We start from the raw sequence: 24,784 nt of genomic DNA, 5'->3' as shown, positions 1-24,784 counted from the left end.
CCTCCTACTCTTCCTCCCTTTCTTCGTCCTCTTCGTCCTCTTCGTCCTCCTCGTCCTCCTCGTCCTCCTACTCGAACTCGTCCTCGATCCCACCGCCCCCGCCTCACCCCACATCCCCACATCCCCACATCCCCACATCCCCAAGTCCCCCCAGCCTCCCCACCCATTCATCCAATCTTCCTCTTCGTCCTACTCCTCCACCCTTTCGTCCTCGTCCTCCTACTCGAACTCCGCTCGCCCGTCGTCGCCTTCGCGAAGAATGGGCCCAGCACCACCCCACCACTCTATCCCCCACTGTCCCCACCTTCCTCCTCTCTCAGCCCTCCAACATCCCTCCAAAAACGCCAAAAGGGCCCCCGTCTCCGGAAGCCCTTTCAACTTGAAACTTGAAACCTTAAACTTTTTACAACCTCCCACCCCTCACTTCACCACCGCTTTAAACACGATCGGGATGATCAGGATCGCCAGGATGTTCACCACCTTGATCATCGGGTTCACTGCTGGGCCCGCCGTGTCCTTATAAGGATCACCCACGGTATCGCCCGTCACCGCCGCCTGATGGCCAAAGCTGCCCTTGCCGCCGTGGTTGCCTTCTTCGATGAACTTCTTCGCATTGTCCCACGCACCGCCCGCGCTCGTCATCGAAATGCCCACAAACAGCCCCGTCACGATCGTGCCGATCAGCACCCCGCCCAGCGCCTCCATGCCCAGATACGACACGCCGATCACAAAGATCAGCGGCAGCAGCGCCGGCACGATCATCTGGCCCAGCGCCGCCTTCGTCACGATGTCCACGCACTGCGCATAATCAGGCGTCTCAGAGCCGTTCAGAATGCCAGGCTTCAGGCCGATCTGGCGGCGCACTTCCAGCACCACCGCACCCGCCGCATTGCCCACCGCGCTCATGCAGAAAGACGTGAACAGGAACGGCAGCAGACCGCCGATGAACATGCCGATCACCACCTTCGGGTCCATCAGGTCAAAGCTCACCTTGTGCCCCACGAAGGCCTGCAGATCCTCCACATAAGAGCCAAACAGCACCATCGCCGCCAGCCCCGCGCTCGCGATCGCATAGCCCTTCGTCACCGCCTTCATCGTGTTGCCCACGGCATCCAGCTCGTCCGTGATCTTGCGCACGCTCTCCGGCAGTCCGGACATCACAGCAATGCCGCCCGCGTTGTCCGTGATCGGGCCAAACGCATCCAAAGAAATCACAATGCCCGAGAGTGAAAGCATGGACACCACCGCGATCGCGATGCCATACAGCCCCGCCAGATCATAGCAGCACCAGATCGAGGCCGCGATCGCCAGCACCGGCAGCAGCGTCGCCTGGTTCCCGATGCTGATGCCCGCGATGATGTTCGTCGCGTGCCCCGTTTCCGAAGCCTTCGCGATCTTGCGCACCGGCTTGTGGTGCGTGCTCGTGTAGTAGTTCGTGATCCATACCACCAGCAGCGTCATCACCAGGCCCACCACCGCGCAGTAGAAGAGGTTGGCATGCGGCAGCGCCTGCTCGCCAATCTTCAGCCCCGCAGGGAAGATCTCGCCCGTGGCCCACCAGAACAAACCAGCAGCCACCAGACCGGACACCGCCACACCGCACACCAGGGACGTCGTCGCCTCCTGCTTCACAAAATTCACCCAGCCAATGCCGATCAAAGACGCAATGATCGCCAGCCCGCACAGCACAAACGGATAGATCACCGCCGCGTCCGTGCCCACCGTCAGGTGGCCCACCAGCACGCCGCCGATCAGGCTCACCGCGTAGGTTTCAAACACGTCCGCCGCCATCCCCGCGCAGTCACCCACGTTGTCGCCCACATTGTCAGCGATCGTCGCCGGATTCCGCGGATCATCCTCGTTCAGGTTCTGCTCATTCTTGCCCACCAGGTCCGCGCCCACGTCCGCCGCCTTCGTATAAATACCGCCGCCCAGACGCGCAAACACACTGATCAGTGAACTGCCCAGCGCCAGCCCAACCAGTGAATCAATCGCATGCTTCGCGTGATCCACCGCGCCGCGCACGATCAAATAGAAAACACCCACCGAGAGCAGCCCCAGCGCCACCACCAGCAGCCCCGTCACCGCACCACCATTGAAGGCCACCTTCAGCGCCGGGTGGTTCCCCACCGAAGCCGCCTGCGCCGTGCGCACATTGGCCCGCACCGCGATCATCATGCCGATATAGCCCGCCGCCATCGAGCACACCGCGCCGACCACAAAGCCCGCCGCCGTGAGTCCCCCGCGCAGCCACCACACCGCCGCCAGCATCACCACCGCGATCAGGCTCACCGCCATGATCTGCCGGTTCAGGTAAGCCTTCGCCCCCTGCTGGATCGCGCCCGCGATTTGAGCCATCTTCTCATTCCCCGCATCCGATCCCACCACCTGGCGGATCAAGATGAAAGCAAACACAAGTCCAACGACGGCCAGGGCGATCGAAAGAGTGATTCCGTTTTGCAGTAAAAAAGAGGCGAGCATGATTCTGTTCTAGGGGTGTCGGGTGGTTGGTCCGGGGCGCGTAAAGCCGCGAAGTTTAGCAAGACGCAAATTGTAGGCAACAACTTGCTCACAGATTCTACAAACCTCATTTCTCTCCGCCTAATCCCCTCCTCATCCGCCTCCCTAGACGAAAAACCCCACAATTGCCTCGCCTCACCATCCCGCGCATCCACCGCCCACGGCCCGTCAAACCCGCACCCCATTGCCAAAACACCCGCCACCGGCTACCTCCTCACCATGTCACTCCTGCCCACCCCGCGCTCACTTCCGAAGTTCGCGAACCCCAGCCGCTCCGGAGGCAGGCCATGAAGCAAGGTCTCCCCACGAAAAAAATCGTCTGCAGTCTCATCGCTCTCCTGGTCGGCTGCATTTGCTATTTCTGGCTGCCCTTCATCATCCTCGAATCCCCCGAAAACGCCCCGCCCCCCGAAGGCTTCCGCGGCCTCCGTCTCAACCTCGCATTGCTCTCCATCGTGACAGCCGGCATCGCTTTCGAGATCTCCCAGTACCTTCTCGGGCCGCCATCCAAAAAATGAACCTTCGCCAAAGCCTGCCTGCCATCCCCCGGGAAGCGCTCACCAATCACCCCTCACCCACTCACCACCTCCGCTCCGACGCAAAGACTTCCCCACCAGCTCAAAACCCACCTCCTGACCTCGCCCCCTGCTTCCAAATCATAAATCATAAATCATAAATCCCTCCTCCCCCTCCCAAAATCCCCGCGCAAATTTCCACCCGGCGACGCTTGAATCCCCGCCCCCGCACACGTTCTCTCCTCCTGCACCCCGCCACGCCTATGAAAACCCTTCGTCTGGCCCTGCTCACCCTCCTCTGCCTCTCCTCCGCCGCCCTGGCACGCATCGGCGAAACCCAGGACGAATGCATCCGCCGTTATGGCGAGCCCGTGCAGCGGGACGCAGACAAAACCCTCTCCTTCCGCAAATCCGGCATCGCCGTCACCTGCACCTTTCTTGAAGGCCGCTGCGTGCACATCCGCTACCAGAAGCTCGACCCCGACGCCCGCCTCAATGGCCGCGAAGTGGACATCCTCCGCGCCGCCAACGGCACCCACTGGAAGCTCCAGGGCGGCAACACCTCTTCCTACAGCACCATGCGCAATGAAACCTGCGAATGCCGCTGGGACTACAGCACCGGCGTCCTCGAGTTCGAAACCCTCACCGAAGTAAACCGCAAAAAGCAGGACACAATCACCGCCGAAAAAAAGCTCCTCGAAGGCTTCTGATCCAGCGCCGCATCCATCAGAGCACAGTACCCATCTCGCTTCGCTAAGAGAACAGAAATGGGCACGAACAAGCTACGCTGTCGGGATGTTATTGAAAGCCCTGCACCCGCTTTTGTTTTGAGAACTTGTCAGCAGCTTTTTCGGCCTCAATACTGAAATCAGAGTAAGCTTTAGCAAAAAGCTCATTCTTCATGGCGGCTTTGATTTCCTCGCCTCCTCGCACAGCAACGGTTACTTTGGCAGACTGTTCTTCGTAATTAATTTCTACTTCAAAGCGGGCTGTTAATAAACCATGTGACACAGAAGATTCGAGCACGTGAGATTTATTTGGCTCGAGATCCTTCGCATCCTCAAGGTCAGACTCTAAGAATCCATAAGAATCCTTTAACAACCGTAAGTAAAAATTAAATTCCCGGTTCATCAGTTCGTTCCCTTCATCTTTTGATCGGTATTTGATGATCTTGGAGCAAACCACTTCCATGACGGAGCGGTCATGGTAAAAATAAACCTTCGCGGTTCGATTCGCAAAATCGAAGATCCGAAATCCAAAGTCACCCTTATCATGCTTGAAGATGGGTTTACCGTAGCTGGACGTACACTCGTCCATGGTTTCTCCAACTCGCGCCCAACTTGTGGCGGACAAAGCCATCGCGGCGACTATAAATTTTGCGAGTAGGCGAACTAACATGACATCGGATGATGAGGAAATGGATTTGCTGGAACAAGTTTAATGGATAAATCTTGTTGAGGCAATGAATGGAACGCACAGCCTCGGATGCCCCTCCGCATTCGTCATTCGCTCCTACTCCCTCATCAGCTCCCACAAAATCAGATTCGGAAACTGCCTGCTCGGTGTGATCGCTTAGAAGCTCCCCTTGATCTGTGGAAACAGTTGCCGCTCCACCAGCATCTTGCCCTCCATCTTTTTGTCCGATTTTTTTATCGCCCACCCCTCTCGTTTCTGGTTTGCTGCCTCAGCTAGCTGTTCCGATGAATCGATTCCTGTCATTTCTGCTGCGTCTTTTCCGCGCTCCGCCCAAACCACAGCTCATGCCCAGAGAAAAAATGATGGCTCGTTGGTCAGAGCTCACAGCATGGCTTCATGACGAGGAAGTCCCTCTCACGAAGGAGGACAAAGACATCGAGGCCCTCCTGCAAACTGAGCATTACAGCGCCGACATGCTTCCGCGTTTGCAGGACCACGAGCAGCGGCTGCTTCACGAATTGGAGCAAGTGGGAGGCAACGCCGCCTACTATGTCCTGTGCTGCCTCGGCATCGTGGGAGCTCTTCAGGAGCATTGCAAAGCGGAGCCGCCCAAAGCTGACGCGGCCTAGGCATCAAAATCAGAGCCCCCACTCACCCGCCTTTCCGCCCCTTCCCACTCATCAGCTCCCGCAAAATCAAATTCGGAAACCGCCGGCTCGGCGTGATCGCATAGAAGCTCTCCTTGATCTGCGGAAACCGGTGCCGCTCCACCAGCACCCCGCTCTCCAGTTCATCCTTCACCACCACCGGCGGCACCAGCGTCACCCCCTGCGTCTCACGCGCCACCAGTCGCAGCATCGCCATGTCATCCACCTCCGCCGCGATGATCGGCCGGATCCCGCTCTGATCCATCAGCACATCAAACGCCGCGCGGATGCTGCTCCCCTGGCTCGGCAGCACGATCGGCACCTTGCGCAGATCCTCCGGAAAACGGAAGCGCTTCATCCCCCGTTTCTTGTGCCCCACCAGGCTCACCGCCTGCTCATCCAGCAGGTGGCTGTGGCAGGTCATCTCCGCATCGCGCCGCACAGGCGTGTTGGACAGCACCACGTCCAGCGTATGCGCCTGCAGCTGCCCCAGCAGCTCCCGCAGCGTGCCGGAGTGGATGATCAGCTCCACATCATCCCGCGGGATCAGCGGCCGCAGAAAGCTCAGCTGGAAATTCCGCGAAAGGTTCGATGCCGCCCCCACCCGCACCAGCCCCCGGCTCCGCCCCGCGCGATTGCGCATCACGTCCGCCAGCTCCTCACCGCTGCGAAAAATCGCATGCGCATACTCCAGCGCTATCCTCCCCGCCTCCGTCAGCACCAGCGCCTTGTGCTTCCTCTCAAACAGCACCTGCCCCAGGCTCTCCTCCAGGCTCCGCAGCTGCACACTCAGCGCCGACTGCGAAATCTTTAAATGCCTCGCCGCCCTCGTCAGACTTCCCTCCGTCGCGATGGCACGAAAGTAGCGCAGATGATGATAATTCAAAAAAGCCATGCCCTCACATTTACCAAACAGAACGATGTCTGCCAATTCTTGAATTGGAACGAATCACCACCCCATCCCATAAACTCCCAAACATCCCGCCATACGTCCGCGACCCAGCATCCAGCATGACTCCCCCCCTCCTAAAACGCGTCTCCATCATCTGTGACCCCGAAGTCGAAGAGCACGTCGCCGCGCTCCTCGAAGAAATCGGTGCCGAAGGCCACATGACCGTTCCCGTGCGTGGCATCGACTCCCAGACCGCCGCAGCCGAGGACTCCACCGCTCCCGCCGAAGTCGCCAAGGTGCAGATCGAAATCACCCTCGATGCCGACCGCGCCGAAACACTCCTCCAGCGCCTCCAGAGCGATCTCCTCACCTCCGCGCCCACCATCGCCGCCTATGAGAGCGATGTCCCTGAGGAAGAGCAAGCCGTCAGCCACGTCACCACCGCCGAAGAGCAGGCCCGCCTCACCCCCGACGAAGTCCTCCAGCAGTTCAAAGACGGCAACCGCCGCTTCCGCAGTGGCCAGACCACCCGGCGCAATCACCCCGAGCAGGTCCGCAAATCCGCCGTCGGCCAGTATCCCAAAGCCGTCGTCCTCAGCTGCCTCGACAGCCGCGTCCCCGTGGAAGACGTCTTCGACCAGGGCATCGGCGATGTCTTCGTCGCCCGCGTCGCCGGAAACCTCGTCAATGAAGACATCCTCGGCAGCATGGAGTTCGCCTGCAAAGTCGCCGGCGCCAAGATGATCCTCGTCATGGGCCACCAGCACTGCGGCGCCATCCGCGGCGCCATCGATGACGTGAAGCTCGGAAACCTCACCACCCTCCTCGCCAAGATCAAGCCCGCCGTCGCCCTCAGCAGCAGCTTCCCCGGAGAGCAAAACTCCGCCAATCCCCTCTACGTCCGCCACGTCGCCCGCAACAACGTCCGCCACGCCCTCTCCCAGATCCGCACCCTCAGCCCCATCCTCAAAGAGATGGAAGACAAACGCGAAATCAAAATCGTCGGCGCCTTCTACCGCCTCACCGACGGCACCCTCGAATTCATCGAGTAAGCCCCCCATCCCGCATTCGCGACAACGCTCTCGCAAGCGCACCACAATTACCGCAATCGCAACAGCGCCTCCGCAATCACGCCAGCGCTCCCGCAAGCGCGCCAGCGTCCTGGACTGCTCCAGCCCTCTGGAGCTTTCCGTGCACCCTCGGCTCGCGAAAACGCATGAGGTGCGGTGCGCTTCAAAACTCTCCCTCTTCCCTAGGCGCAACTTTAGGCCGTGTTTGAAGACCCGCTGGACGAATGCTGCGCATGCGGTCCGAGGAGCGCGGACTTCAGTCCGCAGAAGGTCGCAGACACCCGCGCGGCGGTGGATGGCTCCCTGCTGGTCGCAAGCACGAGCGCGCTGAGGAGCGTCAGTGGCGCTGCAAGTGAGAGACTGAAAGCGGATGGCCGAACGGCTCAGCGATTCAATAAATTCCGCACTCCAAAAGCGCTTTCGCCCACGTTCGCACTGCAGGCTTCCAAACACACCTTTGCGTGTGACCTCGCCCCTGCCTTACCCACCGCCCTACGCCGGCGTCTGCGTCAGCACGCTCATCCAGCTAAGCATGGGATCGCCCTTGCCGGCCTCGCTCCCCGCCTGCTCCTCAATCCTCGAAACAATTCGTCGCGGAAACACCGCAGCCAGCGAATCTCCTTTGTAAAGGCACACGAGTGCGCCGTCTAGGTTGCACCGGTCCGCGTCTTTGAAGGCCGAACCGCCTCTCGTAAAATGGATTTTGTATCGATGCATAATCTCATTCTAGGGTTTTATAATGATTACGCTCCAACCCGTTTTCCGTCCATTTCCATTCACCGCCTGACTGATCCATCAGGCTAATCCCTTACGCCGCACTTCGTGCGGCTCTCACCCCGCCTCTTCCTCTCCGCGCCGGCACTCCCATCACTTCCGAATGGTGCAGATGCGCGGCATCCTTCCACAGACGCACCGCTCCATGAATCACATCCTGGTTGCAGCTCCTCCGGCACCCCTCCGGCAGCGGATCCAGATGCTTCGCATTCCCGCCGCCGATCACCGTGTCGCCCGGCCAGAACACATCCTTCAGCAGCGCCACCGCGCGGTGCACGTGCTTCTGCCAGCGCTCATGCCCATTGCGGCGCCGCGCCTCCTTCGTCAGCAGCTTCATGAACGTGCGCCGTCCGCGCAGCGGGATCAGCCCCAGCTCCACCGGCATGATCACCCCGTCCACCACCATCGCCGCGCCCACGCTCGTGCCAAAGCCCACGAACAGCATCCGCCCTCCTTGGTAGTGAGCCAGCGCCTGCATCGCCGCATCATTGATGATCTTCACCGGCTTCCCAAACGCCTTCGCAAAATCAAAGTTCAGCCACCCACCGGAAAGATTCAGCGGCTCACGCACCAGCCTCCCCTTCTCCACCAGCCCCGGAAAGCCCATCGAGATCGCGTCATACTTCCAGTCTGAAGTCATCACCTTCACCCCCTTCACCATGTCCGCCGCCGTCAGCCCCCGCCCAGACGGAAACTTCCGCATCTCACCTCCGCCGCTGATCATCATCTTCACATTGCTCCCACCGATATCGATCATGAGGATGTTCATAATAAAAAATCAAATTCAAGGGTTCACGCTCAAGCCGGCGCGGCAGTACACCTCCCACCTCCGCCATTCTCAGCTTCTACACCCTCACCATCGGCCCACGCCCCATCCACGCGTGTAACCATCTGCCCCCCCCTCGTAGGATAGCCGTCCCGGCTGTCCATGTCAGACAGGCTTCCAGCCTGTCCTCCCCACCCACCACTCCACACCCATCTTCCGGCCAACAACCGCAAACCACCGCCAACAACAGCAAACCACCGCCAACTCGGCTCGCCTACTTCGCCGTATACCCCCCATCCACCGGCAAATTCACCCCCGTAATATACCGCGACGCATCACTCAGCAGAAAGATCACCGCGCCACCCAGGTCCGTCTCATCCGCCATGCGCCCCAGCATGGTATGCTCACAATAGCGCTTCAAAAACGCCTCCGGCTGGTGATTGAAAAATCCCCCCGGCGCCAGGTTGTTCACCCGCACCCCCTTCGGCCCATACAGCGCCGCATAGAAGCGCGTCAGGTTTTCCATCCCGCCTTTGTGGAAGAAATAATCCGGCGGCATGTCCCCGATGTTCGTGCCCTCATACAGTTCATAGCTCGGCCCGATCATCCCCTGGATGCTCCCAATGTTCACGATGCTCCCGCGACCCGCTTCCGCCATCGTCTTGCCAAAATGCCGGTGCATCAGCATCAGCCCCGTCGCATTCACACGCATCGACTCCGCAAACTGCTCGGTCGCACCATTCGCCCCCTTCATCGGCCGCAGCACCGCATTGTTCACCAGCCCATGCAGCGCTCCATGCTGCGCCATCACACGCTCATGCAGCGCCACCACCGAAGCCTCATCCCCCTGATCCAGCGCCTCCGCAAACACCTTGTGCCCCTTCGCCCTCTCCTCCTCCGCCACGATCTGCAGCTTCGCCACATCCCGCGAAGCCATCACCAGCGTCGCCCCCGCCTCCGCCAGCATCGCCGCCAGCCCCCTCCCATACAGCCCCGCGCCTCCAGTCAGCAGAATGGTTTTATCGTGAAGGGAAAAGAGAGATGTGTTCATAAGTGAATAGTGGGATCAGTTTCCAAGATTTGCCTTTTCCAGACAAAGATGGTCATAACGTGACGAGTCAGGTCCGAGCAATTGGGCACGAACAGTGGTTTCAAATTCATGGACGAAATCCGCAATTCGAAAATCCTTTAACTTATACCGCTTCAAGATAGCAGGCACTTCGGAGACCAAAGCCATTGCCGCCATGTGTCTTCTTTCTGCATGGGTGCCATTTACGAAGCTGGGGAGGGGCAGCATGACGTCTAGATAGAGGTCGTGTGTTTTACGATCCATTCGAATTCGCTGTTTGAATTGGAGTTCGGGATCACGGCACATCATGACGATGCACAAGCCTGAAAGCGAAGACCCAAAATCCAATCCTTCAAAATGCTCCCGAAGAGACAGCACCTTTAATGCATGATCGAGCTTGGCTTCCCAATTTGAATCTGAGGTCACAAAGACTTTCATGCCGGAGATTTGAATCGCTTCGTCTATTTCGATGACTTGTAAACCGAGTCACTGCCACCCGCCGCCTTCACCCCACCAAAATCCCCCACCATCCGGCGAAACGCGTTCCCCAGCTCGATCACATCCGCCCCCAGCGTAAACACCCGCACCCCTTCGTCATTCTCCAGCATCTCCCTCTGGCCAAACAGCGACGCCACCGCCGGATACTTCCCATGCTTCACCGCCGCCGCGTGCACACGCTTGCGCGCCGCCACCACCTCCGCACACGTCGCCTGTCCCAGCTTGCCGATGCGATGGCTGTAATCCCCCGCGCCGAACAGCAGCATGTCATACCCTGGCACCGCCGCGATCTCGTCCACCACCTCCAGCGCCTCCGGACTTTCGATCTGCAAAATCACAAACTTCTCCGTGTTGCAGTGCAGCGCATACTCCGCCAGCGGCACCTGGCAGTACAGCCCGTCCATGTTTCCCGCATCCAGCGCCTTGCTCCCCAGCGGCCGGCACCGTACCATGTCCACCACATTCCGCGCCTCCTCCGCGCTCGTCACATGCGGCACCATGATCCCTGTCGCATCGCATTCAAACGGCTTCACATACTCGCTGTACCCGCCCTTGTTCACCCGCACGATCGTGTCCATGTCATAGAGCTTCGCCGCGCGGATCTGATGCTCCAGATTCAGCCAGTCATTCGGCACATGCTCATTGCACAGCCACACCGCCGAAGCCCCCGCCAGCCCCGCCAGCTCCACAATCCGCGGATCCCCCATGTTCAGTTTGATCACCGTGGAGTTCTGGCCGTTGCGCAGTTCGCGCAAAATTCGTGAGGGTCGTAGTTTCATAGATAAAAAATAAGTAAGTAGGTAAATAAGTAAAAGCTAGGTCCATCCATCACACCGCGACCCATCAGCCAGTCGCGGCGCTCAAAAAATCCAAAATCAGTCTCTGCGTTTCTCCATTCACTGCGGTGTAAAATCATAAAGCCTTCAGTGCAGCGTGATCGCATAAACACACGCCTTCTGCAGTTGCAGCCTCACGTGATACTTCCCCGCAGGCAGATCCGCCAGCTTCTTGTCCTTCCATTCAATCTTCTGCCGCAGGCCATCCCCCTTCACCGCCTTGCAGTTCGCCTTGTCAAAGCCCGGCACCCGATACCCATCCGCATCCAGCAGCTCCGCCAGCACCGCACCACCCTTCGCGTTCGCATTCACATAGATCTCCGTCCTTCCGCCAAGACCCAGCGGCTTCAGCGTGATCTGCCCCACATCCGCCGGCTTCTTCACCTTCGCCGTCGGCGCAGCCGGGTGGCTCCGAATCCCCGCAAACCGGTCCAGCGGCAGCGTCACCAGCCCCACCCCGCTCTTCTGCTGATCCCCCGTGATGTCCGTGCCACCACCGATCGCACCGCTGCTGTACGCCCCGTAATAAAACCGCATCTCATCCCCATGGACGATCATGTTCGTGTTCGTCAGAATCGTCCCGCTGTCAAACTGCTGCCCAGGGCTGCGTGGCAGAAACAGCGTCTTCCGAAACGGCCTCTCCCACTCAAACCCATCACGGCTCACCATAAGCTCAATGTCCATCATCCCGTGCTCCGCGCGATTCAGGATCTGGTTCACACTGAAGTACCGCTCCCGATGAAAGAACACCGGCGACGTGTGAAACTCCAGTTCCCCGTCCTCATCATCCGGCACGCAGACAAACTGCGGCTTGCTCCAGTGCAGAAAATCCTTGCTCTCACTGCGGCCCATTCCGTGCTTCCACGCATGCCCGCCGTCCGGCCCGCACAGCCACATCTTGCCAAAGATCACATACGCCTCGTGCTTCGGATCATAGATCACATCCGCCGCATCAGACAGCGTCAGCGGCATCAGCGACTGCCTCCGCACCCTTCCATCCGGCAGCTTCGTTTCTGAATACGGATTCACTCCCGCAAACGGCTCCTGCTGCCCCTTCCCGCCAAAGCTGTTCTTAAAAAACGGCGCGCCCTTCGCCTTCGTCCAGTGAATGCCATCCGGCGAATACGCCACATGCAGCCCCGCCGAAGCCTCCCCATTCTCATCGTACGTCCAGTCATTGAAGGCCATCTTGTACCGCTTCGCCTCATCCTTCTCCCGCACATCATGCAGCACCGAGTTGCAGTAACGATCCCCATACCCACCGCTGCCGATGAGCACGATGTTCGTATCCTTCTCCCCGTTAAAATCAAACAGCCCCAGATTCGGCTTCGAGAAGGAAATACCATCGTCCGACTCCGCATAGCACACCACGCACTCATGCGTCTTCACCTTTGCCCGCGTGCCCGCATACGCCTGATACCATAGCTGATACTTCCCCGTCTTCTCATCCCGCCTCACACTCGTCCACCCAATCGCCATCTCCCACGCCTTGTCCTCCGTGATCAGCGGATTCCTCACATGCCTCACCGGCTGCTCCATCACCCTCCTTGTCCCAGCCCGATACAGCACCTCATGATCATCCACAAACAGCAGCGTCCTCTCCTCCGCCCCACACGAAATTCCGCAGGCAATAAACAGCAGGCATTTAATTAAGGTCGGTTTCATAAAGTGTAGATCATTTCAAATCACAACGAGTTCAATAACCTCAGGTCCGGCAAAAAGAGTTCTCCCTCTCCCCGCCCCCGACACACAACAAAATCTAGTGCTACTCTTCGGGGAGAGGGCCGGGGTGAGGGGCCTACACTTCCGCCACGCTCCGCAGCCTTCCTCACACAATACCATAAAATAATATAAATTCATCACCTCTCCTCCTCCCCTCCACTCACACAATCACTAAACCCATACTTCCCCACCAGCGCCTGCACATGCTCCCGCTTCTCCGCCGGCGTCTTATCGGTCCGTCTCAAAAACATGTGCGCCTCATGCTCAAACGCCCGGTTCTTCACCGCCGCCCCGGTCAGTCTCGTCAGACAATCAAACGGCACACGGATCACCCCATTCCCATCCGCATGCACCACATCCCCCTTCGAAAACGTCACCCCGCTGATCTCCACCGGCCGGTTGATATGCCGAAACCTCAGCGCCTCATGATGCACCGCCCGCCCGCGACCATACACTGCAAACGGCGTTGAAATCAGCCCCGCAATATCTCGCACCCGGCTGTCCGTCACCATCCCCGTGCAGCCCACGGAATACAGCGTCTTCGCCATCCCATCGCCGATCAGGCACTCATGCTCCGGTCGCGATCCCACCGCCTTCGCCACCAGCACGCACGGCAGCTCGCAGTGCCGCATCATCTCCAGCAGCTCCCAGTACAGCGCCGTGTCACCCGCCTCACCCGGCGTGCTGCTGTCGATCTCCGCCGTGAAGACCACGCCCACCGTCGGCCCCAGCGGCGGCGTCACACTCTGAATGTCCCCGCCGCAGTAGTACTCATGCGGCGCCGCCTTGCTCACATAGCCAATTGTGTTCGCCAGCAGCGGCGTGTCAAAATCGCGCAACTCCTCCAGCAATGCTTTCGTGATGGTGCTGTTTTCTACCATAAATCAGTGCGGAAAGGCGAGGCCGGCAGACCTTCGCCATTGAAAAGATTGAACTCCGGATCCGCCGCCCACGCATACCTCACCGCCACCGGGCTGCGCACCTGCGGCGCAGAAACAATCACCACATCTCCCTCGATGCGCGCCACCGCCGGCTTCCACGCCCGATTCTCCCCTGCAATCACAAATCCCTTCAGAGCACCACCGCCCTGCGCCACCAACCCGCCGTTCGCATGCTCAAAGCACAGCGCGATCTCGCCACCGCGAATCTCCTGCTTCACCAGCAGCGGTCCCGAAGTCGCGGGCACGTCCTGGCCATACACCTTCCCCAGCGCCCACAGCGCCAGCCTGTGCCCCACCACCTGCTTGTTCTTCGGGTGCACATCCTTGGACTCCCCCACATCCAGCGTGATCGCCATGCCCGTCTTCGGCAGATCCAGGCACCGCCGCTGCGCCTCACGAATCTCCGGCCACGCCGCCTTCTTGTTCAGATTGGGAAGCTGCACCCATGCAAACGGCAGCTCCGCGCCCCAGCACGCGCGCCAGTCCTTCACCAGCAGCCGCATCTGCGTTTCATAAAACGGCGCCCGCTCCGCCGTCGCGTTGCTCTCCCCCTGATACCACAGCATACCACGCACCGCATATGGCGCCAGCGGCGCGATCTTCCCGTTGTGCAGCCCACCCACATTCATCACCCCCAGAAAGCTCGCATACGGATCACTCGGCCTCTTCGGCTCCGCCTTTCCTGTCCCATGCGCCGCATCCACCGCCGCCTTCCATTTGATCAACGCCGCCTCATGCGCCTTCGCCGCCTTCTCTCGGTCAAACTCCGCCATCAGCCGCTCACGCTGCACAAAATACGGCTTCAGCTCCCCATACTTCTCCTGCACCTCACGATCCAGCCAGGACTCGATCAGCGTCCCTCCCGCCGACGAATTAATCACTCCCACCGCCCCTCCCAGCCGCTGCTGAATCTTCCGCGCAAAGTAAAAACCCACCGCTGAAAATTCACCCACCGTCTCCGGCCCGCACACCACCCATGCCCCCTCACAATCCTCCTGCGCCTGCTCAGCCCTTCCCGACTTCACCGTAAACATGCGGATCTGCGGCAACGTCGCTGCCGCCTTCTCCTTCTCATAGTCCTTCGACTCCGCCACCGTCATCACCATGTTGGACTGCCCCGCGCACAGCCACGTCTCCCCCACCAGCACATCCTGAATGCGGATCATATTCGTCCCCGTAATCGTCATTTCCAGCGCCTGCTCCTTCTCCGTGCGGCTCAGCGGTTTCAAATCCACGCGCCACTTCCCATCGCCACCCGCCGTCGCCGTTTGCGTCTGTCCGCCCAGCGCCACCGTCACCTTCTCCCCCTTGTCCGCCCATCCCCACACCGGCACCGTCACACCCTGCTGCAACACCGCATGATCAGAAAACACCGCAGGCATCCGCACCGCCGCCCGGCCCTGCCCGGCGGCGCATGCACACATCAAAATCAGCAGCGCCCATTTCATCGCCGAAGTTCCTCCAGCAAAAACGCCTCCGGCTTCGGCACCTCAGTGCCCGCCTTTTCCTCAATGCGCAGAATGCACTTCACCCCCGCCGCATCCGCCTTCTCCTTCAGCTTCGCCCCCAGCTCCGCGTGATGGATCGCACTCCCCGCGCTCGTCGCCGGCAGCGGATCCACGCGCGGGTTTGAAATCAGCACCGGCGGATCATCGCGCGACACATGCGTGATCGGCGAAAACTCATGCAGCACCTTCACCCACTCCGCCTTCGGCTTCTTCATGTCCTCCACCTTCTTCGCCCCCACCGCGCGTGCCATCATCGGGTGCAGCAGCACCTGCTCCCCCACCCATCCCGTGATCACCGCAGGCTCGATGGACGTCTGTGGCGACAGCGCCACCGCCGCACACAGCTTGGTCGAAAGCCTCGCCACCGCATCACTGCTCTTCGCATCCGCCAGATCATCGTGATACGCCAGCCACAGCGAAGTCGTCGCCCCAGCCGAAATGCCATACGCCGCGAAGCGCTCCGCATTCAGCTTCCACTCGCCCGCCTTGCTGCGCAGAAACTGCACCGCCCTTGCCGCATCATGCACCGGCGCTGGCAGCACCGCCTGCGTCGAATACCGGTAGTTGATCGATGCCACCGATACCCCCTGCGCCAGCATGTAATTCAGCAGCTTCACCGGCACATCCGCCTTGCTCCCGCCTGCCCAGCCTCCTCCGTGAATAAAAATCAGCAGTGGCCGCGCCCCCTCACCCTTCGCCTGCCACACATCCAGCTTGTTCCGCTCATGCGGCCCATAGCTCACATCTTTAAACGTCGGCTCGCTCGCCACCTCGGCACCCGTCAGCGCCGCCGCCATCATCATCAGCAAAGTCAGGATCAAAGATGTTTTCATAAGTCGTGAAGAGTCAGCGCAAAAGCTTCCGCATTGTCGAGATGAATCCGAATGATGACCTTCCCCTCCGGCGGCATCGGCAGCCTGCTCAGGTCCGCCTTCTTCCATTTCACCTCATGCCGCAGCCCATCCCCCGCTATCGGCACGGCATCCGTCCTGGTAAATCCTGGTAGCTTATACCCGCGCTCATCCAGCAGCTCCACCCGCACCCCGCCGCCGCCCGCATCCGCATTCAGCGTCAGCTTCTGGATCCCGCTCAGCGTGCGAGGCTTCAGCGTTATCTGCCCCAGCTTCTCCAGCGGCTTCACTCCCGCAAACCGGTCCAGCGGCAGCGTCGCCAGCCCGACACCCGTCTTCGGCATCCGCTTTTTCGATCCCCATTCATTCGCCCGCTTGCCAAACTGCCACGGATTCTCCGCCCCCGCATAATAGAACCTCATCTCCTCCTCCAGCACCACCGGCGTCGCATTGCTAAAAATCCGCGACGCATCAAAGCCGTTCCCATTCTCCACCGCCCCCATGAACGGCGTGCTGCGGAACGGCCTCTGCCACGCGATCCCGTCCCGGCTGATCGCCAGTTCGATCGGCTGCAGCCCATGCGTCTCAAAATCCGCCACCTGCACCAGCGCAAAGTACACCCCATGGTGCAAAAACGCCGGCGCCCCGTGCAACTGCACCCCGCGCCTCGTCCCCGGATAATCCGCCGGCCTCACCCCGTCAAACTCATCCGGTGCCATCACCAGTTGCGGCGCGGACCACTTCACAAAGTCATCGCTCTCCGTCAGCACGATCGCCCGCTTCCAGTACGTCATGCCATCCGGCGCATCGATCCACGCCTTCGCATACACCACATATTTCTTCCGCTGCGCATCATACATCGCATCCAGCACATCGCTCACCGAGCTGTGCACGCCGAAGTCATGATCCTCCCCCACCTTCGGCGGCTCGCTCATCCGCCCATACGCACCCCGCAGCACCGGCCCCGGCTGCTTGTTCCAGTGAATCCCGTCTGCCGAAAACGCCACAAACATGCCCCCATTCTTCCCACGCGGATCCTTCCCCGCCTCCACCTCCGGCACCGCATGCGGGATGGACCAGTACACCATCTTGTACCGCCGCTCTGGATCGCCCCCCGGCGCATCCACCACCACAGACGCCCCATACTGCTCCACGCTGTCCAGCACCACATTCCGGTCCGTGATCCCCACGTGCGGCACCACATCCAGCTCCGGCTTCTTCCACACAATCCCGTCCTCCGACTCCGCATAACACACCGCCGTATCCCTTCCTGACATTTGATACCACATCTGCCAGCGCCCCGTCTCCGGATCGCGATGCACGCTGTTGTATGACACCTGATTCTTCACCGTCGGCCCCACCACCAGCGGATTCCCCGCATGCCTCTTCGGCACATGCATCTGCCGCCGTGTCCCAGACCGGTACAAAATCTCATGATCATCCACAAACAGCAGCGTCTCCCCGGCCACGCAGTTCAGGGTCAGCAGCAAAGAGATGAGCCAGATCGTTTTCATGGTTGCACCCTCCAATACGCTTCTTTCAGCACCGCCTTGTGCGAATCTTTCGGCGCCTCGTACCACACCGTCAGCAGCCCGCCGTCCGCCAGCTCCACGCTGCTCGGATATCCCAGGTCCCATCCCGCCGCATCCTTCGTCAGCACAAATTCCTCCGACCACGTCCTGCCATGGTCACCGCTCATCTTCCCACGAATCCCAAACGGTTCCTGCCGCCACGAATACATCATGAGCAGCCTCCCGTCCCGCAACCGCAGCAGATGCGAGGGAAACCCATCCGCCACCTTCTGCTTCTCGCTCCACGTCTTGCCACCATCCGTCGAAATGATCTGCGCCGTGTTTTGCACCGTGCCCTTGCCACCCGCGATCTTGTCGCGCACCTGCACCACGATCGTCCCATCCGCCGCCTCCACCGCATGCAGCTCTCCCGCCCGCACTGGCATTTCAGAGAGCATCTTCCACGTCACCCCATCATCATCCGAGACATGCGCCACCGCCTTCTTCCCGTTTGCGGTCGCGTAAAAAAGCCGCCCATCCTTCAAATTCACCGGCCCATGCGGACTAAACCCCGGCACCCGATACCGCGGCGACCAGTTCACGCCGCCATCCGTGGACCGCATCATCCAGTAACCCGTCTCCTCCTCCTTCTGTGCCTGCGTCGTCGCCCCGTCCATCACATGCCACCGCTTCAGCATCACCTCCGTCTCAGCGCCAAACACACTCTGCAGCAGCCGCTCCGGCGCATTCATGTGAATCTGGTACGCAAATGAGTTGAACATCGTTGCGATGAGCGTGCCCTTGCTCGTCTCCACCACTCCCGAGTCCCGGTCATCGATCGCACTGTCCGCCAGCACCCGCGGCATCGTCCACGTCTTCCCATCATCACGCGAGGTGATCATCTCCTGCCGCCCATACGGGCAGATGTGAAACTCCCGTCCTCCCGAATACACCACCACCAGCGTCCCGTTCGCACACCGAGTCATCGTCGGCCACCCATGATAAAACTGCGGCAGTTGCGAGATCGTCCTCACCTCACTCACCTTGACCTTCACCACCACAGCCGCCTCCGCATGCAGCCCCGTCGGCAGCATCATCATGACGGAAAAAAGAATGCGCATGGCCCGGTTCATTTCATCTGTAGTTTGGCAGGATTGAATTCTGAAATCTTTTTCCATCCATCTTTTACCAGCATTCCGGATTCAGCGGCTGCGCGTTCAGAAGCTCGATGGTGAAGTTGGCTCGGGATTATGGTTTCGTTCAAAAGTTCAGTCCCCAAATCGCAGCGCATACAGGTCCGCATCCTTCAGCTTCACGCGCAGCCTCACCGTCTGTCCCTTCATCGCCGCCACATCCAGCGCCTTCGCCTCCAGTTCATCCCCATACAGCTCCGGCATCGTCGCCAGCACCTTCCCCGCCTCACCCTGCACCTCGACCTGAATCGACCCCGCCGCCGAAGTCGCATAGTTCAGAATGAGCTTCCCTCCCTCAAACCGCAGCGGCTTCGTCACAAACTCCCCGCCCTTCGCATCCGCATGCATCGAGGCAAATCCCTGCTTCCTCACCGCCAGCCTCCGCATGCGATTGTCCGCATACCGATAATGCTCGCTGATGTACAGCGACCACTCCCCATCCCCCATGTCAATGATCCCGTTCGCCGTCATGTTGTTCCGGTCCGTCCAGTTTTTCGGGTCCGGCCCCGGCCGCACCCACGCCTCCAGAAACGGCCGGTCCCAGTTTACCCCGTCCCGGCTGCTCATGAACACCGCATCCGAGACCCCCTTGTACTTATGCTCGGGTATTTTCTGCCGTGTCGTCACATAGCGCTTCGGAAAGCACACCAGCAGATGCGGCGCCGTCGGGCACGGCACCGTCGCAGAGGTATAAAAATGCTCCATCGGCACACCCTCCGCATACTTGTGCGGCACCGGCTCCGTCCACGTCAGAAAATCCGCCGAGCCATTGCTCTGCACGGCACGGATTTTGTCCACAAAGATCCGGCTGAAGCACGCATACCGGCTCCGTGCACTGTCCCAAAACGCCAGGTTCTGCGAATCAAACGCCCCCTTCGTCATCACCGCCTCCGGCTTCATCTTCTGCCAGTGAATCCCGTCCGCTGAGGCAAACGCATACAGCCCGCCCGGCGTCGCGCCCGTCATCCAGTTCTTGCCCGGTGCCTTCACGCCTCCCAGCGCCTTGTACCGCTGCTCCGGCTTGGCCTGCGGATTCTCATCCAGAAACGGCGAAAAATTATGCGCCTCCACCCCGCGCCAGATCACATTGTTCTCCTTCGTCCCGCCCGCCTCGATCAGCCCCAGCTTCGGCCGCGTGAAGTGAATTCCATCCTCACTCTCCGCCACGCACGTCACCTGGTCGTCACTGTGATCCGACCCGCCCGCCGATCCCCGGTAATACATCCGCACCTTCGTCCCATCCTGGATCACCGTGAAATACGCACACGTCGGCCCCTCCCACGGCTGATCCGTCGTCAGCACGATCTCCTTCTTCACCGGCTCATGCAGCTTCAGCGCCGCCCCGTTTTTCTCAGCCACCAGATACTCATCCACAAACAGCTCCCACCGCGAGCCAATGTCCCGCACCTCCGCCGCCAGTGCCATCGCCGGAAACAGGAATAATAGAAAATAACAGGCCTTCATAGTTCAGCTAAAATGTCTTGGATGTGAATGATCTTCCCGCCCTGCTCCCGGCTGCGGATTCCACCGATGATCACCGCCATCAGTTCCACCGTCTCCACAAACGGCAGCGGCGCCCTGCCCGTCTGCAGCATCTCAACGAACGCCACCAGTTGCCCGCGAAACGCGTTGTAAGTATCCGCCAGCTTCAGCGGGATGTCCCCCTTCGTGCCATACAGATGCACCGCGCCAAAGCTCCCATACGCATCATGCAGCGCCCCCAGCGTCACCTTCACGCCACTGCCATGCGTCACATGCATCACATCGCCGCCTGCATCGCTGTGCGCCTGCACCGTTAGAAATCCCGGCCCCAGCAGCGGCTCCACCGCCTCCAGCGCATGGATGCCATAGCGCTCCCACGTCTTGCACGTAAAGCTCGTGATCCACCGCAGCTCTCCCAGCCGCTCCCGCTGCTCCTCACTCAGCCGCATCTCCGGCGCATAGCGCATCCCGCTCGTGGAAAGCAGGATCTTCCCGTCCAGCTCCCATTGCACAAACTGCCGCAGCTCCTCCATCGTCGTCGCCATCGGCTTGTCGACAAACACCGGCAGCCCAGCCTCCACAAACGGCCGCGCTCTCCGCACATGATCTGTCCCGTCATCCGTGGCAATGACCACCGCATCCACCTGCCCGATCACATCCTCCGGTTTCGCCACCACATGTTCGATCAGGCTCGCCGCCGCCACCTTCGGCGCATCCGCCGCATCATCCGTCCACACATGCGTCACCCTCGCCCCCGGTATGCGGATCGACTCCAGCGCCTGCTTCCCCATATACGCGATGATCCCCGCATACGGACACTTCGCCATCTCCTCCGGGTTGTAGCCATTGATGATCCCGCTCCAGGAATACGGATGCCCGTTTCCCTCGATCATCCCCAGCATCGCCAGTTTCAGCTCCTTGCTCATGAGATCTCCACGGCTTGGCCGCTCGCCGCAGATCGCAGCGCCGCCTGGTTAAACTTCAGCGTCTGCACCGCTTCCTCAAACGTCGCCAGCGGCGTCGCCATTCCCTCCATGCCATCCATGAAAGCGCTCGCCTGCGCGGTGAAAAGTTCATCCCGCTCCAGCGGCGGCGTCACATGCCACGTCCACCCCGCCTCGCCATGATGGATAAAACCCCAGCGACGCTCGTGAATTTCGACCTTCACGCTGCCTCGCTCACAATGGATGACCAGCGTGTTTTCATTCGGCGCTTGGAACTGCGTCAGCGCATAGCTCACCAGCGCATCGCCATGCCGCGCGCTCACGTTCACCGTGTCCTCCACCGTCACCCCTTCCAGCGCCTGATGCGCCGCATCGCAGTATACCCGCGTGCACGGCCCGATCAGCCACTCCACCGCATTTACAATGTGCGTCAGCGCATCCTGAATCGCCCCTCCGCCCAGCTCATGCTTCGCATAGTAGATGTCTTTGTACGCAGGCCGATACGTCGGAAAATGCTGCCCCGAAGTGCTGCTCACATGCAGCACCTTCCCCAGCCCCCCCTTCAGCAAATACTCCCGCGCACCCGCCATCCACGGCATCAGGTGGTACACATACGCCACCGCCACATACCCCTTCGCCTGCGCCATGGCCTCCCGCACTTCCGGCACCAGCGCCACATCGATCGCCAACGGCTTCTCAATGAACACATGCAGCCCCAGCGGCAGCAGCTTCAGCGCTATCGGCAGATGCAGGTGCGCCGGTGTGCAGATCACCACCGCGTCAAACCTCCCCTTCGCCAGCGCCTCATCCAGCGAGCTGAAAACCGGCACCCCATACCTCGTCACCATCGCCTCCAGCAGCATTGGATTCGTGTCACACCCCGCCACCGTGCAGCGTCCTGTGTTATTGAAGCAGCGCAGGTGCCGCTCCCCGATGCTGCCGCAGCCGATGATGAGTATGGAATGCATGAATGATAAGCACCCCATAAACGCACCCCGCCGCCGCGAGTGTACCGCCAATCTCTGGTCCGTTTTCCGAACCAGATTCCCGCCTAAATGGCCGTAGTCAGCCCATCGCTGCAGCTCACTTCCCCTTCACCGCCAGCCCCGCATTGTCCATGGCCCAGTCATCCGTCCGGAACGGTGCCGCTGGCAGCCCGCTGCCGTTCACCAGATTCACCTCCGGATTGTTCGCCCACGCGTACCTCACCGCCACCGGCTTCGCCACCGCAGCGCTGGAGACCACCACCTTCCCGCCCTCGATCCGCGCCTCCGCCCACTGCCACTGCTTCGTCTCGTCCGCGATGGCAAATCCCTTCACGGCAGCCCCTCCGTCCACCGTCTTCAGCCCGCCCGCATGCTTGAACTCCACCACCACCTCGCTGCCCTTGATCTCATGGCTGCCATACACCGGCCCGCTGTATTCCACCTTCTCCCCATACACCTTCGCGCGTGCCCATAGCGCAAGCCGGCGGCCGATCTCCTGCTTGTTCTTCGGGTGAATGTTTCCCGCATCCCCGATGTCCAGGTTCACCGTCATTCCGGTGTTCGGCACCTTCAGCGTCGCCGTCTGTGCCTCGCGCAGCCGCGCCCAAGGCGCCGCAGCCGCAGGCTCCGCATCCCGCTTCTGGAAATTGGGCAGCTGCACCCACGCAAACGGCAGCTCCGCCCCCCAGCGGGCGCGCCAGTCCTGGATCAGCAGCGGCATCTGCACCGCATACAGCGGCCCGTTTCCCGCATTCGACTCACCCTGATACCAGATGATGCCACGCAGCGCAAACGGCGCCAGCGGCGCGATCTTCCCGTTGTAAAGATTCCCCGGCCTCCCCGCGTGCAGCGGATCGCTCCCCGCATACACCGGCGCGGCCGGCGGGGTCTGCTTCCCTTGCAGCGCCGCCTTCGCAGCCTCCTGCCACAGCTTCTTCGCCGCGTCATTCTTCGCCCGGTTCTCCGGCTGTTCAAACACCGCCACATCCTTCTCCCAGCGCTTCAGCAGCGGCTGCAGGTGCGGCTCCTTCTGCATCGCCTCCAGGCTCGTCCACGACTCGATCGGCGTTCCTCCCACGGAAGAGTTGATCAGTCCCACCGGCACCTTCAGATCCTGCTGCAGCTCGCGTCCGAAGAAATACGCCGTCGCAGAAAAATTCGCCACCGTCCGCGGCGTGCAGATCTGCCACACTCCGGCGCACTGCTCCTGCGGCGTCGCCGCTGTGAAGTTCTGCACGAAAAACATGCGGATATTTGGGAAATTCGCCGCGGCCGCCTCCTTCTCCGCGTTGTCCACCCCTTTGACTGCCATCGCCATGTTCGACTGCCCGGAGCACAGCCACACCTCTCCCACCAGCACATCCTTCACCACCTCCGTGCTCTGCCCGGACACCCGCAGGATTCCCGGATCATTGCTCGCCGGCATCGGGTCCAGCACCACCTTCCATTTGCCGTCCTTGTCCGCCTTCGTCACCTTCGTCTGCTCGCCAAACTTCACATTGATCTCCTGGCCCGGCTCCGCCCAGCCCCACACAGGCACCGGCTTGTCCCGCTGCAGCACCATGTGGTCTTTAAAGAGCGCGGAGAGCGTCACCGTCGCCCGCGCGCTGCACACCATTGCGCAGCACATCAGCAGCATCAGCAGCCATGGTTTCATGGCTGCATGCTTTTGCCAGGCGTTCATTCGGCGCTCGCAGGAGAGTTTCATAAGATGTCAGTGGGAACAGTCAGGTTTCGTTCTTCTCTCGGCAGGAGCGTACGTGCACCCCGTCAGTCTTCGATCTTCGGATTGTCGATTCCCAGGGCTTCCGCCAGATCCATCAGATGCTCCTGCTCCTGCGCGATGATCTTCCGCAGCACCTCGCTCAGTGCGAATTCTCCCATCGCCTCCGCCTGGCGGATGCGCTCACGGTAGTTGCGGATTGTTTGTTTCTCGTTCTCCAGGTCAAAGCTCAGCATGTCTTTCGGCTTGTCAGACACCTTCACCTCCTTCGGCACAGTCGTTGGCGTGCCATTGAAATAGTCGATCTGCTTGGCGATCGCCAGCGCATGGCTCAGCTCCTCGCCCGCGTGCAGCGCCAGTTCATCGGCAATGTCCATGTACTCCGCTCCTTTCAGCGTCTGGCTGTACACCACATAAGCAATGATCGCCTGGTACTCACGGGCCAGATCCTCGTTCAAAAGATCGATCATTTCCTGGCGGGTGGGTTTCTTGGGAGCGGTTGGAGAGGACTCGTTCATGATGTTGATAGGGTTGTTTGCCTCCAGACATCGCATCCACCCGGTCCCTCGGATGTAGGAAACCCGCCCGATTCCTTTCTCATGCACTCCTCTTCCACGCAGGCAAAAAAAGTGGGCGTGAAGTCTTGTCAGCTTCACGCCCTTGGTCACCGGTTCTCTTTCCACACTCAGCAGAAGTTCGAATCACTGACCACTAACTTATCGCGGCCGCCCACGCCCGCGGATGTACTTCCCCAAATAAATTTAACTCACATTCCCAACACTTAGAGCATATTAAAAAATACTATAGCCACAAGAGGCAAACCAACCCATGGCGTTTTTGGCCGTGATTTTTGAGAACGCCATGGTGATGGCTTCATCAAGCTGCGCGGGCGTGCGTGCCTCCGCGCTGCGCAACAGCCC

23 protein-coding genes are annotated in these 24,784 nt (G+C 60.4%); 4 read left to right on the top strand and 19 right to left on the bottom strand.

Annotation, left to right across the window (positions count from 1 at the left end; genetic code table 11):
* Positions 1-420: 420 nt before the first annotated feature.
* Entirely contained in the window at positions 421-2,481 is a 2,061-nt protein-coding gene (locus ACILSO_RS26865; RefSeq protein ID WP_395740571.1) for a sodium-translocating pyrophosphatase, read from the bottom strand.
* Between the two features lie 326 nt (positions 2,482-2,807).
* Between ACILSO_RS26865 and ACILSO_RS26860 the strand changes: the two genes are divergently transcribed.
* Complete coding sequence (locus ACILSO_RS26860; protein WP_395740570.1) at positions 2,808-3,038, top strand: hypothetical protein; 231 nt, start codon at positions 2,808-2,810, stop codon at positions 3,036-3,038.
* A 260-nt stretch (positions 3,039-3,298) separates the two neighbouring features.
* Positions 3,299-3,745: a hypothetical protein gene (locus ACILSO_RS26855; protein WP_395740569.1), complete on the top strand. Its 447-nt coding sequence runs from the start codon at positions 3,299-3,301 to the stop codon at positions 3,743-3,745.
* Between the two features lie 88 nt (positions 3,746-3,833).
* Here ACILSO_RS26855 and ACILSO_RS26850 read toward each other — a convergent pair whose 3' ends face one another.
* Positions 3,834-4,433, bottom strand: coding sequence for a hypothetical protein (locus ACILSO_RS26850; RefSeq protein ID WP_395740568.1), 600 nt, complete (start codon positions 4,431-4,433; stop codon positions 3,834-3,836).
* Positions 4,434-4,795: 362 nt separating this feature from the next.
* On the opposite strand from ACILSO_RS26850, the gene ACILSO_RS26845 reads away from it, so the two are divergent.
* Positions 4,796-5,080 (top strand): hypothetical protein, encoded by a 285-nt coding sequence (locus tag ACILSO_RS26845; RefSeq protein WP_395740567.1) that lies wholly within the window; start codon positions 4,796-4,798, stop codon positions 5,078-5,080.
* A 22-nt stretch (positions 5,081-5,102) separates the two neighbouring features.
* Here ACILSO_RS26845 and ACILSO_RS26840 read toward each other — a convergent pair whose 3' ends face one another.
* Complete coding sequence (locus tag ACILSO_RS26840) at positions 5,103-5,993, bottom strand: LysR family transcriptional regulator (protein WP_395740566.1); 891 nt, start codon at positions 5,991-5,993, stop codon at positions 5,103-5,105.
* A gap of 116 nt (positions 5,994-6,109) precedes the next feature.
* On the opposite strand from ACILSO_RS26840, the gene ACILSO_RS26835 reads away from it, so the two are divergent.
* Positions 6,110-7,042 (top strand): carbonic anhydrase family protein, encoded by a 933-nt coding sequence (locus ACILSO_RS26835; RefSeq protein ID WP_395740565.1) that lies wholly within the window; start codon positions 6,110-6,112, stop codon positions 7,040-7,042.
* Positions 7,043-7,552: 510 nt separating this feature from the next.
* Here the strand turns inward: ACILSO_RS26835 and ACILSO_RS26830 are convergent.
* The 16 genes from ACILSO_RS26830 to ACILSO_RS26755 form a co-directional block, all read right to left on the bottom strand.
* On the bottom strand, positions 7,553-7,777 hold the full coding sequence (locus ACILSO_RS26830; RefSeq protein WP_395740564.1) for a hypothetical protein: 225 nt from the start codon (positions 7,775-7,777) through the stop codon (positions 7,553-7,555).
* Positions 7,778-7,868: 91 nt separating this feature from the next.
* Positions 7,869-8,603 carry an ROK family protein gene (locus ACILSO_RS26825; protein WP_395740563.1) on the bottom strand — a complete coding sequence of 245 codons (735 nt, stop codon included), beginning with the start codon at positions 8,601-8,603 and terminating at the stop codon, positions 7,869-7,871.
* A gap of 271 nt (positions 8,604-8,874) precedes the next feature.
* Positions 8,875-9,651 carry an SDR family oxidoreductase gene (locus ACILSO_RS26820; RefSeq protein WP_395740562.1) on the bottom strand — a complete coding sequence of 259 codons (777 nt, stop codon included), beginning with the start codon at positions 9,649-9,651 and terminating at the stop codon, positions 8,875-8,877.
* A 15-nt stretch (positions 9,652-9,666) separates the two neighbouring features.
* Entirely contained in the window at positions 9,667-10,107 is a 441-nt protein-coding gene (locus tag ACILSO_RS26815) for a hypothetical protein (RefSeq protein ID WP_395740561.1), read from the bottom strand.
* 23 nt (positions 10,108-10,130) lie between these two features.
* The gene (locus ACILSO_RS26810) at positions 10,131-10,946 is read right to left on the bottom strand and encodes an HpcH/HpaI aldolase/citrate lyase family protein (RefSeq protein ID WP_395740560.1); all 816 of its coding nucleotides are present in this window, start codon (positions 10,944-10,946) and stop codon (positions 10,131-10,133) included.
* Positions 10,947-11,090: 144 nt separating this feature from the next.
* Positions 11,091-12,668 (bottom strand): hypothetical protein, encoded by a 1,578-nt coding sequence (locus ACILSO_RS26805; protein ID WP_395740559.1) that lies wholly within the window; start codon positions 12,666-12,668, stop codon positions 11,091-11,093.
* Between the two features lie 194 nt (positions 12,669-12,862).
* On the bottom strand, positions 12,863-13,606 hold the full coding sequence (locus ACILSO_RS26800) for an RraA family protein (protein WP_395740558.1): 744 nt from the start codon (positions 13,604-13,606) through the stop codon (positions 12,863-12,865).
* A complete protein-coding gene (locus ACILSO_RS26795) occupies positions 13,600-15,114 on the bottom strand; it encodes a sialate O-acetylesterase (RefSeq protein ID WP_395740557.1) in 1,515 nt (504 codons plus the stop codon). Before ACILSO_RS26795 ends, ACILSO_RS26800 begins: the two co-directional genes overlap by 7 nt.
* Positions 15,111-16,007, bottom strand: a complete 897-nt coding sequence (locus ACILSO_RS26790) for an alpha/beta hydrolase fold domain-containing protein (RefSeq protein ID WP_395740556.1) — start codon at positions 16,005-16,007, stop codon at positions 15,111-15,113. The genes ACILSO_RS26795 and ACILSO_RS26790 overlap by 4 nt, the downstream gene beginning before the upstream one ends.
* The gene (locus tag ACILSO_RS26785; protein WP_395740555.1) at positions 16,004-17,539 is read right to left on the bottom strand and encodes a hypothetical protein; all 1,536 of its coding nucleotides are present in this window, start codon (positions 17,537-17,539) and stop codon (positions 16,004-16,006) included. The genes ACILSO_RS26790 and ACILSO_RS26785 overlap by 4 nt, the downstream gene beginning before the upstream one ends.
* Complete coding sequence (locus ACILSO_RS26780) at positions 17,536-18,657, bottom strand: sialidase family protein (RefSeq protein ID WP_395740554.1); 1,122 nt, start codon at positions 18,655-18,657, stop codon at positions 17,536-17,538. Before ACILSO_RS26780 ends, ACILSO_RS26785 begins: the two co-directional genes overlap by 4 nt.
* A gap of 147 nt (positions 18,658-18,804) precedes the next feature.
* Complete coding sequence (locus tag ACILSO_RS26775; RefSeq protein WP_395740553.1) at positions 18,805-20,193, bottom strand: hypothetical protein; 1,389 nt, start codon at positions 20,191-20,193, stop codon at positions 18,805-18,807.
* The gene (locus tag ACILSO_RS26770) at positions 20,190-21,137 is read right to left on the bottom strand and encodes a Gfo/Idh/MocA family protein (RefSeq protein ID WP_395740552.1); all 948 of its coding nucleotides are present in this window, start codon (positions 21,135-21,137) and stop codon (positions 20,190-20,192) included. Before ACILSO_RS26770 ends, ACILSO_RS26775 begins: the two co-directional genes overlap by 4 nt.
* Positions 21,134-22,123: a Gfo/Idh/MocA family protein gene (locus ACILSO_RS26765; protein WP_395740551.1), complete on the bottom strand. Its 990-nt coding sequence runs from the start codon at positions 22,121-22,123 to the stop codon at positions 21,134-21,136. Before ACILSO_RS26765 ends, ACILSO_RS26770 begins: the two co-directional genes overlap by 4 nt.
* A gap of 115 nt (positions 22,124-22,238) precedes the next feature.
* A complete protein-coding gene (locus ACILSO_RS26760) occupies positions 22,239-23,798 on the bottom strand; it encodes a sialate O-acetylesterase (RefSeq protein ID WP_395740550.1) in 1,560 nt (519 codons plus the stop codon).
* Positions 23,799-23,911: 113 nt separating this feature from the next.
* Positions 23,912-24,382, bottom strand: a complete 471-nt coding sequence (locus ACILSO_RS26755; RefSeq protein ID WP_395740549.1) for a bacterioferritin — start codon at positions 24,380-24,382, stop codon at positions 23,912-23,914.
* Positions 24,383-24,784 lie beyond the last annotated feature (402 nt).

Source organism: Prosthecobacter sp. (genome assembly GCF_044226605.1).
Taxonomy (GTDB): Bacteria; Verrucomicrobiota; Verrucomicrobiia; order Verrucomicrobiales; family Verrucomicrobiaceae; genus Prosthecobacter.
Note: the sequence above shows the minus strand (reverse complement) of the source record. Positions and strands in the feature narration are given on the sequence as shown.